Annotated in this window: 12 protein-coding genes; 6 read left to right on the top strand and 6 right to left on the bottom strand. The window is 72.4% G+C overall.

Annotation, left to right across the window (positions count from 1 at the left end; translation table 11 throughout):
• Positions 1–81: 81 nt before the first annotated feature.
• From ACSC1Q_RS00585 to ACSC1Q_RS00600, 4 genes are all read right to left on the bottom strand, one after another.
• Positions 82–1203: a DUF1996 domain-containing protein gene (locus ACSC1Q_RS00585; protein WP_436756645.1), complete on the bottom strand. Its 1122-nt coding sequence runs from the start codon at positions 1201–1203 to the stop codon at positions 82–84.
• A 532-nt stretch (positions 1204–1735) separates the two neighbouring features.
• Positions 1736–2401, bottom strand: coding sequence for a LuxR C-terminal-related transcriptional regulator (locus ACSC1Q_RS00590; RefSeq protein ID WP_436756646.1), 666 nt, complete (start codon positions 2399–2401; stop codon positions 1736–1738).
• On the bottom strand, positions 2398–3663 hold the full coding sequence (locus tag ACSC1Q_RS00595; protein WP_436756647.1) for a sensor histidine kinase: 1266 nt from the start codon (positions 3661–3663) through the stop codon (positions 2398–2400). The genes ACSC1Q_RS00590 and ACSC1Q_RS00595 overlap by 4 nt, the downstream gene beginning before the upstream one ends.
• A gap of 13 nt (positions 3664–3676) precedes the next feature.
• On the bottom strand, positions 3677–4501 hold the full coding sequence (locus tag ACSC1Q_RS00600) for a hypothetical protein (protein ID WP_436756648.1): 825 nt from the start codon (positions 4499–4501) through the stop codon (positions 3677–3679).
• A gap of 507 nt (positions 4502–5008) precedes the next feature.
• Between ACSC1Q_RS00600 and manA the strand changes: the two genes are divergently transcribed.
• The 4 genes from manA to ACSC1Q_RS00620 all read left to right on the top strand — a co-directional run bounded on the left by manA (position 5009) and on the right by ACSC1Q_RS00620 (position 10376).
• Positions 5009–6112 (top strand): mannose-6-phosphate isomerase, class I, encoded by a 1104-nt coding sequence (manA, locus tag ACSC1Q_RS00605; protein ID WP_436756649.1) that lies wholly within the window; start codon positions 5009–5011, stop codon positions 6110–6112.
• Positions 6113–6652: 540 nt separating this feature from the next.
• Positions 6653–6859, top strand: coding sequence for a hypothetical protein (locus tag ACSC1Q_RS00610; protein WP_436756650.1), 207 nt, complete (start codon positions 6653–6655; stop codon positions 6857–6859).
• Positions 6860–7093: 234 nt separating this feature from the next.
• Positions 7094–8041 (top strand): hypothetical protein, encoded by a 948-nt coding sequence (locus ACSC1Q_RS00615; RefSeq protein WP_436756651.1) that lies wholly within the window; start codon positions 7094–7096, stop codon positions 8039–8041.
• Positions 8042–8363: 322 nt separating this feature from the next.
• A complete protein-coding gene (locus tag ACSC1Q_RS00620) occupies positions 8364–10376 on the top strand; it encodes a hypothetical protein (RefSeq protein WP_436756652.1) in 2013 nt (670 codons plus the stop codon).
• A gap of 172 nt (positions 10377–10548) precedes the next feature.
• Here ACSC1Q_RS00620 and ACSC1Q_RS00625 read toward each other — a convergent pair whose 3' ends face one another.
• Both ACSC1Q_RS00625 and ACSC1Q_RS00630 read right to left on the bottom strand, forming a co-directional pair.
• The gene (locus ACSC1Q_RS00625; RefSeq protein WP_436756653.1) at positions 10549–10824 is read right to left on the bottom strand and encodes a hypothetical protein; all 276 of its coding nucleotides are present in this window, start codon (positions 10822–10824) and stop codon (positions 10549–10551) included.
• A complete protein-coding gene (locus ACSC1Q_RS00630) occupies positions 10821–11492 on the bottom strand; it encodes a GmrSD restriction endonuclease domain-containing protein (protein ID WP_436756654.1) in 672 nt (223 codons plus the stop codon). The genes ACSC1Q_RS00625 and ACSC1Q_RS00630 overlap by 4 nt, the downstream gene beginning before the upstream one ends.
• Before the next feature lie 688 nt (positions 11493–12180).
• Here ACSC1Q_RS00630 and ACSC1Q_RS00635 point away from each other — a divergent pair.
• Entirely contained in the window at positions 12181–12888 is a 708-nt protein-coding gene (locus tag ACSC1Q_RS00635) for a M24 family metallopeptidase (RefSeq protein WP_436756655.1), read from the top strand.
• Between the two features lie 404 nt (positions 12889–13292).
• The gene (locus ACSC1Q_RS00640; RefSeq protein ID WP_436756656.1) at positions 13293–13787 is read left to right on the top strand and encodes a molybdopterin-binding protein; all 495 of its coding nucleotides are present in this window, start codon (positions 13293–13295) and stop codon (positions 13785–13787) included.
• Positions 13788–13853: the final 66 nt, after the last annotated feature.

Here is a 13853-nt window from a genome sequence, read left to right on the forward strand (position 1 = left end):
CTCATCTGCGGACGCGAACAGGGGTGTCACGCGCCCGCGTGACACCCCCGCGCCGGTCGGGACGGCGTTACCTGACCCCGGTCACGGCTTGTGCCGGTCGTAGCCGACGCCGTCGCACTGACGTCCGCCGTTGACGCAGTGCTTGACCAGAGCCGCCTGGCGCTGCTGGTCCCAGCCGTTCATGAAGTCGTAGTGGAAGGAGTAGCTCACCCCCGAGGAGAACGACAACCCCTCGGTCCTGCCCCCGGGAAGCTTGTAGGGGATCTTCATCTCCAGCATCGGCACCGCCACCGGGTGACTCGCCGGGCACACCCCGCGCACCGGGTACGTCACGTGGCTCTTGTGGTTCGCGGTGTCGAGATCGGTGCCGTTCCAGCAACTCGGATCCTGATGCCGCATGATCAACGACGATCCCGAGGGGCACGACGCCGGGAAATCCTTCGACTTCGCGTTGCCGCAACTCCAGTAACCCTTGAAATCCGCGGCCGACGTCATCTTCGTGTCACCGACGATCAACCGGAACCCTGCCGGGAACGGCTTCACCGTCCGGTAATCCGAGACACCCGACTTGTAATAGATCGTCGCCATCTCCGGCTTGACCGGCTTACCGTCCCGCAACAACGTCGGCGACCAGTACGCCGAACCGTCCTTCGGATCCTGGCAACTCGTCACCCCGGAAACCAGGGACGCGTTCGTCGATCCCGCGTCCGTCCCCTTGTTGCCGAAGAACGTGTGATTATGCGCCGCGCCCGCCAGACCTGGATAAACAATCGGGTCGTCCGGCAGATAATGCGAGATCGTGCAATTCGCCGCGAACTCCCGATACTGCGCCCGCGGCGGCGGCCCGGAGGGTGCCGGGCTCGGGGACGCGGTGGGCTTAGCCGGGCTCGGGGACGCGGTGGGCTTAGGGGTAGGAGCCGGGGACGCGGGGGGTTTGGGAGTGGGAGCCGGGGACGCGGGCGCCCGCTCCCCCTTCGCGAGGTACGCGGGCGACGCGGCGGCGGCCAGCTCCGTCGTCCCGGCGGCCAGGACCGCGTCCGGCGACGGGACCGGCGGGCTCACCGCCACGGCGAGACCGGCGGCGAGGAGGGCGGCCGCGGCGATCCGGCCAAGGCGACGTCCCCGCGGCGCGAGGGCCCGGGACTCGGAGGCACCCGGCGTATCGGCGGCGGCCCGAACCGGTCGTCGCTTCTGGTCGGCCATGAAGGTCCTTTCGGATGACTGTTACGAGGTACGAGGTACGAGACACAAAGCACGGGACACGAAGCACGGGACACAAGGCACGGGACACGAGGCACCCGGCGGGCTCGCGGGCCCTCCGGCGGAACGTGGGGCCGCCGCGCGGCCCCGGTCCCGTGGCCGGCCGATCACCGTCCCGTGGTCCGCCGATCACCGGAGACACCCTGCGGCGTCTGGTGAGCGAACGTCCGGCTGAGCGAACGTCCGGCTGAGCGAGCGTCCGGTGAGCGGGCGTCCCGTGCGGCGGGTCGTACGCTAACGGCGAGCGGAAGGCTACGAACCGGGCCAAAGGTCCCGGTCCGGCCGATGACCACGGCCTACTTCCCGGGTCCGGGCCCGCCTCCGGAGTACATGCCCGCTCCGGGGCCCGCGCCCGCCTCCGAAGCGCGCACCGCCTCCCGGGTACGCGGCCTCTTCAGAAATACGCGCCCGCCTCCCGGGTACGCGCCTTCTCCTGGGTCCACGCCTGCTTCCCGGACGCGTGCCCGGCGGGGCGTCAGGCCGGGGGGTCCCCCGCCCAGACGATGACCGCCTCGGTCCTGCTGCTCACCCCGAGCTTGGCGAAGATCTGGCTGAGGTGGTTCTTGACGGTCTTCTCCGTCAGCCCCAGGCGCACCGCGATGGAGGCGTTGGACAGCCCCTGGGAGAGCAGGGTCAGCACGTCGCGCTCGCGCCGGGTGATCCCGTAGCGGGTCTGCGCCGCGCGACGGCGCTCGGCGCGCTCGCGCTGCTCGCGCTCCTGCTCCGCCTGGCTGCGGAAGAGCGAGGTGGCCACGGACGCGGCGGCGGGCGAGAGCCAGCCCCGTCCGGCGGCGACGGCCTGGACCGCGCGGAGCAGGTCCGGCGGGTCGAACTGGCCGTGCACCAGGTAACCGCGCGCCCCGCCGCGCAGCATCGCGGTGATGAGCTCCTCCCCGGAGTCGCTGGTGAGCACGAGGACGGTCGTGTGGAGGGCGAGCTCGCCCAGGACGGAGAGCCCGTCCGCGATCGGCATGCGGTGGTCCAGCAGGGTCACCGCCGGGTTCAGCCGCTGGGCGGCGGCGAGCGCCTCGTGGCCGTTGCACGCCTCGCCCACGACCCGCACCCCCTCGCTGGCGTCCAGGAAGGCGCACATCGCGGCGCGGACGATCGGGTTGTCGTCGACGACCAGCACGTCGATCACAGGGACGGCTCCACGGGGTTCGGCGACGTGAAGGGGGCGGGAGAGACCGCGCGGCGCGGGAACTCGCCGGCGTCCGGCCCGTCCTCGGAGATCGGCACCCGCAGCGTCACCACGGTACCGCCGCGCGGGCCGGACACGACGCGCAGCGAGCCCCCCAGGGCTCGTGCCCGCTCCGACATGCCGACGATCCCGAAGTGCCCGCGGGCCTGCAGCCCGCCCAGCTCGCGCGGGACGTGGAAGCCGACGCCGTCGTCGGCGACGGTGAGTTCCAGGAAACCGTCGAACGGGGTCAGCCGTACGACGACCTCCCGGGCGCCGGCGTGCCGCTGCACGTTGGCCAGGGCCTCCTGCAGGATGCGGGTGACCTCGTAGCGCACCGCGACCCCGGGGTCGCAGCGGGCGGCGGTGATCCTGGCGCCGACACCGGAGTCGCGCGACCAGGAGCGGCACAGACCGTGGATCGTGTCCTCGAACGCCTGGTCGGGCACGTCGCTCCGCAGCCCCTCCAGCAGCTGCCGGGCCTCCCTGGCCGCGGCCTCCGCGCCCCGGGAGACGGTGTCGGCGAGCTGCTCGGCGAGAGCGGGCTGGCGGCGCAGCGAGGAGGGCAGCGCGAGGGCCGCGAAGGACACCCCGCGCAGCGTCTTGCTGACGGAGTCGTGCAGCTCCCTCGCCAGCCGGGCGCGCTCGTCGGCCGCCGCCGAGCGCTGGGCGGAGGCCACCACCTCCACGGCCAGGTCCATGTAGCGGACCAGGGCGGCGGTGGCCACCGCGCCGCCCACCCCGGCGAGGACGCTGGTCATCGGGAAGGCCATCACGAAGGCGGCGACGTCCGGCGGGGGCGTGCTCTCCCGCAGGGCCCAGGCCGCGGCCGCGAAGCCGCACGCGGCCTGGGCCGCCCAGATGGCCAGCGCCCGCATCCCCAGCAAAGCGCCCCCCAGGGCGGCCGAGCCCGCCGCGTAGCAGAAGTAGGCCATCCCGCCCTTGCTGAGCGCGAGGATGGCGAGGGCGACGAGCCAGTCGGCCGCGATCACGGGCAGGGCCCTGCGCACGACGGCCTGCCACCGGGTCAGTACCGTCACCTCGGCGACCGTGGCGAGGACGGTCACGGCGAGCACGGCCAGCACCCGCCAGCGGTCGGTCACCAGCAGCAGGCCGGCTCCGGCCGCGGTCAGCACGACCGCGGCGCGGCCCAGCATCACCGCGCGGCACAGTGCCGCCGCCGCCACCACGGGGTCCACCGCGTAGGCGTGCAAGCGTGTCACCGTCCGGCCCCCCTCAGCCCCTGAACACGATGTCGTCGACGAAGAACTCGTACGCCTGCGGCATCTGGTCGGTGGCGATGGCCAGATCGACCCGGCGCAGCCGCTCGGGGGACAGCGCCCCGACGCGCAGCGTGAAGCTGGACCAGCGGAGCGGGGGCGCTTCGAGCACCATGGTCCGGGTGCCCGCGCGATCGGCGGACGGTGAGGCGGAGACTCGCAGGATCGTGCCGAACTCCCTGCCGCCGAAGATCCGCAGGCGCAGCGTGGTGTTCCGGCCGACCGTGAACGGCGAGGAGGCGAGCAGCGTCACCGTCGCCGGGTCCTCCCGCTTCTTGACCCTCTTCTGCACCCTCATCGCGGTCTGCTCGCCGTCGGGCAGCCTCTGGCCGGGGGTGACGTTCGTCCCGGTGCCGAGGGCCTGCCACCCGGTGCTCAGGACGGTGGTGTAGACGGCGCAGGAGGGCCGGGCGGAGGTGATCTCGACGGTGCCGCCCGAGCCGGACCCGGCGGGGGCCGCGCAGGAGAGCCCCGGCGAACCGGAGGAGCGGGGAACGGACCGCGCGGTGGGCGAGGCCTCCGGCCGGACGGCCGGCCGGGGGCTCCGCGACGCGCTCGGGGAGACCACGGGCGTGGCGGTGGACCCGGCGGTGGGCCCCCCGGCGGTGGGTTCGGCGGTGGGTTCGGCGCCTTCCTCGGACGGGGACGGGGACGGGGCCGGCGGCGTGGTCGCTCCGGACGGGACGTTCCGGGGCCGCGCGGTGAAAAGGCCGCCCTGTTCGGGGATCAGCAGCGGCGGGACCCCGACCGCGACGGCCCCCACGGCGACGGCGAGGGCCACGTACCTCGTCTGCCGGCCCCAGGGGTGACGCTCCGGGAACCCGCGTTCACGATTCGCCCGGCGGCCTGTTCCCACGGTGATCCTCCTGTCCCCTGACACGCCACGAGCGACGGTCCCGTCCGCGCTGCGCAGACCTGCAGTAAACACCATTTTCACCGCGTCTCACTCTCCTCTCACGGGAGCTCTACGACCCGGTCCCACCCCGGCCCTCCCGGTCCGGAAACCGGGACCCGTCCGCTCCGGAAACCGGGACTTTCGTCCTGGTCGTCCGGGCGGGACGGGCTGCTAGGGTGCCGGTCCGCGATTCCGCCCGGCACGCCCCGGCGGCCGTACGAGACCGAGGACGCGTAACATCGGCGTTCCGTGGCATTCATCGGATTCCCGCATCGGATTCCCGCTCACGGACCCATACGGACTCACACGGACTCAGAGGATCATGAACGACTCCTTCATCCCCGCCGCCCGCGCGGCGGCAGGCAAGGCCGGGCCCACATCGGTGGAGGCGTCATGACGGACCTCCTGCGCAATCCCGTGAAGAACTACGACTGGGGCTCGCGCACGGCCATCGCCACGCTGGCCGGGCGCCCCTCCCCCGCGGAGCTGCCCGAGGCGGAGATGTGGTTCGGCACCCACCCGTCCGGCTCCTCGTCGGTGCTGCGCCGGGGGACGTGGCACTCCCTCGCCGAGACGGTGGCCGCCGACCCGGTGGCCGAGCTGGGGCAGGAGACCGTGGAGCGGTTCGGCTCGCGGCTGCCGTACCTGCTGAAGCTGATCGCCGTGGACCTGCCTCTCTCGCTCCAGGTCCACCCCTCGCAGGAGCAGGCGCGGGAGGGGTTCGCCCGGGGCACCTACGTCGACCCGTTCCCCAAGCCCGAGCTGATCTGCGCGCTGACCCCGTTCACCGCGCTGGCCGGGTTCCGTCCTCCCCGGGAGGCGGCGGCCCTCATCGGCGGGCTGGGCGTCGCGGAGCTGGAGCCCGTCGTCGCGCCGCTGGCCGCCGGGGACGCCTCCGCCGCGCTCCGCGCGCTGGTGGAGTGGCCGAAGGACGGCAGGGCGGCCCTCGTGGCCGCCATCACGCGGGCCGCCTCGGCCGCCGGGGGGCCCGACAACGAGCTGGTCGTACGCCTGGCGGGGATCCACCCGGAGGACCCCGCCTGCCTGGCCCCGCTGTTCCTGCGGCGCCACGAGCTGCGGCCCGGCGAGGCGCTCTTCCTGGGGGCCGGGGTCCTGCACTGCTACCTGAGCGGGTTCGGCGTGGAGATCATGGGCGGCTCCGACAACGTGCTGCGCGCGGGGCTGACCGGCAAGCCGATGGACGTGGAGGAGCTGCTGCGGGTCACCGACCCCTCGGTCCCGGCCCTGCGGATCGAACCGGTCGGCAACCTCTACCGGACCCCGGTCCCCGAGTTCCGCCTCGGTACGGCCGTCCCCGGTTCCGGCCTCACCCTGGAGGGCGGGGTGCCGCGCATCCTGCTGTGCACCGAGGGCGAGATCGAGACCGGCGGGCACACCCTGCGTCCCGGTGAGTCCGCCTTCGTCCCGGCCGCCCACGGGCCCGTCGAGGTGCGCGGCCCGGGAACGGTCTTCTGGGCCGAGCCCGGAATCGGCTGACCACCTCCCCGGCCGTCCCCGGGACCGGAGGGCGGGGCCGCGCGGGGACTCTGTGTTCATACCGGCCTGGTATGGCGGATACACCCCGGAGGCAGGCGGGGCGTCCTCCAGCGAGGCTGGAGGTATTCGATGACACCGTCCGACGACCTCACGGATCCGGACCTCCGTCTGGAGCTGATCCTGGTCGAGGTACTGCACCACGAAGCCGAGCACCTCGCGACCGGCTGAACGCCCCGTTCCCGGCTCCAACGGGGGGAGCCGGGAACGGGTACGGGGATGAGTACGGGCACGGGCACGGGCACGGGGATGGCCGGGTGCCGCCGGTGTCTTCCGCGCCCTCGGTGGTCTCGGCGCCTTCGGTGGTTTCGGGATCGACCGGCCGGAACCGCCCGCCCCCCTTAAAACACCACAAGAGGGGTAATCACAATTCGGCGTGTCGCCGCAACCGATATGAGCAGGCGATATACCGCCCACCGAAACGCAACGCGTCTACGTGAACGCGCGGTGTTATGAGGGAAGGCCTCATGAAACCCTCACCAGGTGGAGTTCACCGTGGAACCCGCTTTGCTCATCCTCGCCGCACTCGTCATATGGGTCATCTACGATTGGATCCGTAACTACTTATCAAAATGCCGTAAATGCCGAGGAACCGGCACGCTCAAAGCCACCTTCTTCCCTCGCCAGTACCGCCCCTGCCCGCGCTGCACCAAGGGCGAGGTCAGACACGGGTTCGCCCCCAAGAAGTGACCGGGAGGCGACCAGGAGGCAGGACGTGAAGAATCTCCCGACGTTCCCGCCCGCTTCCTACGGGAAAGCGGCACGTTTTCCTGGGAAAGCAGGACGTTCCACCGGGAAAGCGAAACACCGCCCGCCACCTCGCGCGTACGCGGGAATCTCGCGAAAAGTCCCCGTACCACCGAGACGCACGGCCCCTTTCCGCCACCGCCCGAACCTTTCCCAGGGGATTGACGTTTCAGTGTCGTGAGCCTTCTCCACGGTGTCCGCGTCGCCCTGGCCGTCACGGCGGCCTGCGCGGCGGTCGCGCTGATCTCACAGGCGGTGCGCGCGCCGTCGCCCGCGCCGGTGTCGTGCCCGGAGCGCTGGGGCGGCGACCGGCCCGGCGGCTGGGTGCCCGCCGCCGCCGACCTCGACGGGGTAGAGGAGTCGCTCGTCCCCGGAGAGCCGGTGACGGCGATGATCTGCGCCTACCCCGGCGACGGCGCGCGCCCGGGGGGTGAGCGGCTCGCCGGATCCCGGCTCCTGACCGGCGGGGCCGGGGCCATGGCCCGCGACCTGGGCTACCTGCCGGTGACCGCGGCCGATCCCGGCGATCTGTGCGCGCGGACGGGCGGGGCGACGACGAACTACCTCATCAGGTTCGCCTATCCTCGCGGGAAGGCCCTGTGGGTGGGCAGCGCCGAGGAGGTCAACTCCTGCGTGACGACGACGAACGGCACCGTCGGCAGCCGCTCGTACATCGGCCGGGACCTCACCGCCGCCTACCGGACCGGAACGTGGAATCCCGTACGACCCGGCGACCCCTGCCTGGGGTTCCCCGGCCGCCGGGGCCAGCACGAGCGGATGGTGCCCGGCGAGCCCGTCTCGGTCCTGGTCTGCGGGCAGGCCACGTACGACGGGCCGGCCCCGCGCCTGGAGCACGGCGGGGAGACGGCCGAGGCCCTGGCGGCGACACTCAACTCCCTGGACACCCGGAACTCCCCGGACACCCGGACGAGCGAGAACACCTGCCGCGGCACCGGGGGCGCACAGGACCGCGCCCTCCTGCTCCTGTTCGGCTATCCGGACGGGCCGCCCGCGTCCGTCCGGATCCTGACGACCTGCGAACCCGGGGCCGACAACGGGCTGCTCCAGGCGAACCTCGACGAGAACACCCGCGCCCAGGTGACACGGCTCGCGCCACCGGCCTGAACACCTCACGCCACCGGCCCGGACACCTGGCCGCCGACGGCCAGAGGCCTTGCGGTGGCACCGGCCCGGCGGCGGGAACGCCGGAACACCGGCGGCACCAGGACCACCGGGGACACCGGGGAGACACCGGAGGCACCGGGGACACCGAGGACACCGCACGCGACGGCACCCGAGGCGGGCCCGCGCCGCGTCGAGGCCACACCACGTCGGGGCCACGCCGCGAGCCCTCCGGGTCGAGCCCTCTGGGTAGGGTGGCCGGGCCGGCTCCCGCCCAGGAACCGGCTTCCCCCTGTTTCTCGTGACCGACGGGAGGCCTCGCGGCGTGACCGTGATCGACGAGGTGACCCTGTTGCGGGCCTGTGTGGCGGGCCGGGTCCTGCGGGCGCGGGACGGCGAGGAAATGATCGTCGAGGGCCGCCTGGTCCGTGAGCTGTGCCGGCGCGCCCGCGAGGAGATGGATCCGCGCGGGCTGGCGATCCAGGGCGCCAGGATCGGCGGCGACCTCGACCTGAGCGGGATGGAGGTGCCCTTCCCCCTGCGGTTCACCGGCTGCGCGTTCGACCGGCCCGTCCGGCTGGAGGGGGCCGACCTGCACCTGCTGGTGCTGGACGGCTGCGCGGTGCCGGGGATCCTGGCCAACGGGCTACGGGTCCGGCGCGACCTGGACCTGTCCAGGTCGCGCGTGACCGGCGACCTGGGGACCTCGGCCAGCACCTCTCGCGGCGCGGCCGTCTGGCTGTGCGAGTCGGAGATCGGCGGGCGCCTGCTCTGCCTGGACACGGTCATCGACTCCACGATGCGTGCGGTCCAGGCCGACCGGATGCGGGTCGGCGGGACGATCCGGCTGCTGCACGGCTTCGAGGCGCGCGGCGGGATGCGGCTGCTGGGGGTCCAGGTGGCGGGCTCGCTGGACCTGACCGGCGCCCGGCTGACCCGTCCCGATCGCGGGCTCGCCCTGGACCTGGGCGACGCGCAGATCGGCGGCAGCGTGGACCTCTCCGTGGGCTCCTTCAGCAAGATCAGGATCCACTGGGGATGCGAGCTCACGGTCGGCGGGGGGCGCGCCCTCGACCTGACGAACGCCGAGGTGCGCTCCAGTTTCGTCATCGAGGAGGGGGTGTCGGTCCAGGGCACGCTGCGGCTGGCGGGGGCGCACATCAAGGGCGACCTCACCCTCCGGGGAACCCGGTGGAGCCTGCCGGAGACGAGCTCGCTCGTCTCCGCCCAGGGCGTGGTCGTCGACAGCGTGGTGGACCTGCGGGACATGGAGGCCGTCGGCGGCAGGCTGCGGTTCCGCTCCGCGACGATCGGCGGCGTCCTGGACGCCCACCGCGCCCGGTTGCGCAACCCGGGCGGTGAGGCGCTCCTGCTCCAGCAGGCGGTGGTGGGAGGGTCGATCCTGCTCAAGGAGGGATTCACCGCCGAGGGCCGGGTGCTGCTGAACCGGTGCGCGGTGGAGGGACGGATCGACTGCGAGCGCGGCACCTTCGCCGGGGGGATCGAGGCGGTGTCGGCCACGGCGCGCGGCGGCATGCGCCTGCGCTGGGCCGAGGTCCCGCCGCTGGTGGACCTGACCGGCGCGTCCACCACGCTGCTCGCCGACGACCCGGCCCGGTGGCCGCGAGACTCGACGATCGCGGGATTCGTCTACGACCGCTTCGACGGCGTCTGGGACTGGCGGGCCCGTCGCGACTGGCTGCGCGGGATGGCACCCTTCGACGCCGGGCCGTACGAGCAGGCGGCCAGGGTGTTCCGCCAGCACGGCCGTCCCACGGAGGCCGAACGGCTGCTCATGGAGCAGCGCAGGCAGGCCAGGCGGTCGCCGTCCCCGGGAGGCCGATCGCCGCGCCGGATGGCCGGGAACGCCCGCGACCTGCTCTACGGGCTCACCGTCGGCTACGGCTACCGGCCGGGCCGGGTGCTGTGGCTGCTGGGCGCCCTGCTCGCCCTGGTGGGCGTGATGATGCTGACCCCCGCCGTCCAGGAGACCCTGCGGGCCACCGATCCGCGGGGGAACGTCTACGCGGTGGACGGCAGGCTGGTCACCGTGGACGACGTGACGGCACCGGCGGACGGCACGGCGACCGCGTCTGGGCGCGGCGCCCGTCCAGGCCCGTGCGGGGACGGGCAGGTGCGCTGCTTCGACCCGCTGTTCTACACGGTGGACACCGTCGTACCGCTCATCTCGCTGGGCCAGCGCGCGACGTGGTATCCCGAGACGCGCAGCCGGGCGGGGGCGTTGACCTCGGCGCCGCTGAACGTGGCAGGTCTGCTGGGCTGGCTGCTGTCGACGGTCGTCGTGCTCTCCTTCGCCCGGCTCGCCAGACCGGTGTGAGGCCCCTGAGGCGCGGTGCCGGCGCGTTCCGGGATCCGGTGAGGCGGCACAGCCCGCATCCCACCCCGGCCCAAGCCCCGATCCCGCCCCCGGTCCAGGCGCGTGACCGGGACCGGGGCCGGGGAATCGACGGGGATCGGCCGAACCGACCGAATCAGCCGAATCAGCCGAATCAGCCGAGCCCGCCGGGGAGACCCGCCTGGATGGCGGCCAGCACCGCCTCGTGCACCTCCTCGCCGGTGTGACCGGCCAGCGGGGCGGGACTGCCGGTCAGGGTGTACCACTCCTCCGCGCCGAGGTACCGCACCGCGACGTGAGCCTGGTCGTCGCGGACCTCGGTGCGTACGGCGAGATCACCGGCGATGACCCCGACCTCGTCGGTCATCACTCCGCCGGGCCCGGCGAGCACCTGGTTGTCGTAGTGTTCGCGGCCGGCCACCTCGCTCACTTATCGTCCTCACCGGCCGGCCGGGGACGGCAGGTGTCGAGCATCTCGGCGAGGGCGGCCTTCTCGGCGGCGGTGACGGTGAGGCGGTAGTGGTACTTCACATCCGCCCAGGCGCGGGCGTACATGCAGCGGGAGGCGGCGAGCGGCGGCTTCCACGCCTCGGGCCCCTGGTCTCCCCTGCTCTTGTTCGACGCGGCGGAGACGGCGAGCAACTGCGGCCGTTCCAGATCGTTGGCGAAATTCTTGCGATCGACGTCGGTCCAGGCGTCGGCGCCGGAGCGCCAGGCGTTGGCCGGCGGCACGATGTGGCTGATGTCGACGTCGCCGGCCGAGCTGAGGGTGCGCCCGTCGTACGGCGAGTACCAGGAACCCGAAACCGCCCGGCAATCGTCGTCGCGCTGCACGTTCTGGCCGTCGCGCGCCAGCACGGTCTCGCGGGCGTCGCAGGTCGGGGTGCGCAGGCCCCAGTACGGGAAGCGGTCCCGGCTGTAGCCGTCCATCGACCGCGGCTCCGCGACGGTCAGCAGGTTCAGCTCGGCGCGGGCGATCGGCGGGACTGACGGCTCGGGCAACCTGACCGCGGCGGCCGCCGGCCCGGCGAGGGTGACGAGGAGGGCGGGCAGGGCTGTGAGGGTGGCGACCGTGTGGCGCCGTTGTCTTGTCAGCATGTGCCACCACTACCAGCAGTGATCGCTAAGAGTAACGAGAAACGCCGCCGACGCTACAGAACGCAGTGGATATGTGGAAGAACATCCCGCACCCGCGCGCCCGCCCGAAGCACCGGCCCGTCCGCGCCCGGTCACGTGCCGGGTGCCACGACCGCACGGAGCCGCACGCCGGCGATGGTACGCATCGTGTTCCCTCCGTCCGTGTTCACCCATGGGGAGATCGCGGACGACGGTGACCCGGTGACGTTGCCGGCCGGTTTCCCGCCCGTTCCGCGGCCGTCAAGTCTCACGCCGCCTCTGTTCGGCGGTGCTCCGGTGACAGGCCACATCGCCGGGTCGTCGAACGGACACCGGGCCGCTTTCTCGCGCGGGGTCGCGCCGGAGCCTGTTCGGAGTTCGGATCTTTCGGATCCCAGGTGGGCCGGAGGCCGCGGATTCGGAAGACGGCTCCGCGTAGATGAAGGCCGGCCAGGAAGGCCGGCGTGCCCCACCGTCAACACCCTCGCCTGGGCGGCGAACTGAACATTTTCATGTCAGATACCGACCCCAAATGGTGCCAACGGCGACGGCCGCCCCTACTCTCGTCCCGAGATCACCGATGCGGCGGTTCCGCGTGCGATCTTCGCGCCGGACGGATCGCTCGCTTCGGTGGGGGGCGGCACGACATGAGGAACAGGGAGGTTGCCACATGACGTCTGGTCATTCCGGACCGGAGGAGGCCCGGCGGGCCGCGGGCCTGGTAGCGGCGCAGGAGAAGGCCCTCGCCCTGTTCGCCGAGGTGGAGACACGCGGACTGGTCGCTCCCGGGGTCGGGGAGCGGGAGGTGAGCGATCGCATTCGGGACCTGGCCAACGACATGTTCGGCACGACCAAGCACTGGCACAAACGGATCGTCCGCTCCGGACCCAACACTTTGCTCCCGTACCGCGACAATCCGCCCGACCGCATCATCGGCGAGGACGATGTCGCCTTCGCCGACTTCGGTCCGATCTTCGAGGAGTACGAAGCCGACTTCGGCCGCACGTACGTCTTCGGCGACGATCCGGACAAGCACCGGCTGCTGCGCGACCTGCCGCGCCTCTTCGACGCCGGACGCGCGGTGTTCGCGGCCGATCCCGACATCACCGGCCGGCGGCTGTACGCCGAGGTGGAACGGCTGGCGGGCGAAGCCGGCTGGGAGATCGGCATCTGGCACGCCGGCCATCTCGTGGGGGAGTTTCCGCACGAGGTGAACGACGGCGCGAAGGCGGAGTCCTACATCACCCCGGACAACGACACCCGGCTACGGCGCACCGACCGTACCGGGAGGACCTGTCACTGGATCCTGGAGCTGCACTTCGTGGACCGGGCGCGCGGTTTCGGCGGCTTCTACGAGCAGCTGCTCGATCTGGCGTGACCACCGCCCGGCGGGCTTCGCGCTTGGGGCCCTGTTCGAGATTCAGGTCGTGACGTTCGCCCGTACGGTGTCGTCCGGGCTCGGTGGAGCACAGGGCAGGGCGCGTGGTGACCTCACCGATGACGAGTGAGCCTTGATCGAACCTCGTCCACCGCCGGGCGAGCGGGTCCCGGCCTTTGGAAGGCAGGGCAAAACGGCTCGGAGCGAGGGCTCACCCTCGCGAACCGACGCGTTCACTCCCTCCCGGGATGCGGATGCGGATGCGAGAAGAAATCTCGGCCGGCTCTCGTGTCTGCCGCGTTTATGTTTCCCAGCCGTCGCGTATGCGTGTGGTTGAGGCACAGGTTGGGAATATTGCGGTAAAGGTCCGTGCCCATGACCTGATCACGGGTGAGGGAGGGCTGATGCGGCCCATGTCGATCGACGTTCCCGATCGTGTCTTCGCCGGTGGGCGGCTGCGCCTGTCGGGTGACCTGTCCGTTCCCGGGCTGTTGAGCATGGCCGATCTGCGGGCCCTGCCGCAGCGGACGGTGGAGGTCGGCTTCACCTGCCGCACCTCGGGAGTCCGGCACCATCGCTTCACCGGTCCTCTGCTGCTGGACGTGGCGCGCGCGGCCGGGCCGGTCTTCGACGCCTCCGAACGCAAGGACCGGCTGCGGTTCCTGGTGTCGGTGCTGGGACGCGACGGCCACCACGCGGTGCTGTCGTGGGGGGAGATCGACCCGGAGTTCGGCGACGTCCCGGTGCTGGTGGGCGTCCGGATGGACGACAACGACCTCGACGCGCACGGGCCGCATCTGGTGGTGCCCGGGGACCGGTGCGGAGGGCGGCACATCAGCGAGGTCGTCGAGATCCGCGTCTGCGCGGACGCGCGTCTGTGGAACCCCGCTCTCCGGTGACCCCACCCGCACGGTGTCCGGGCTGACGCCCGGCGACACGGCGGCCTCGCCGATCCGAGACGCCGC

The sequence above is a fragment of the Streptosporangium heterodermiicola genome (assembly GCF_051390675.1).
Classification (GTDB): Bacteria; Actinomycetota; Actinomycetes; order Streptosporangiales; family Streptosporangiaceae; genus Streptosporangium.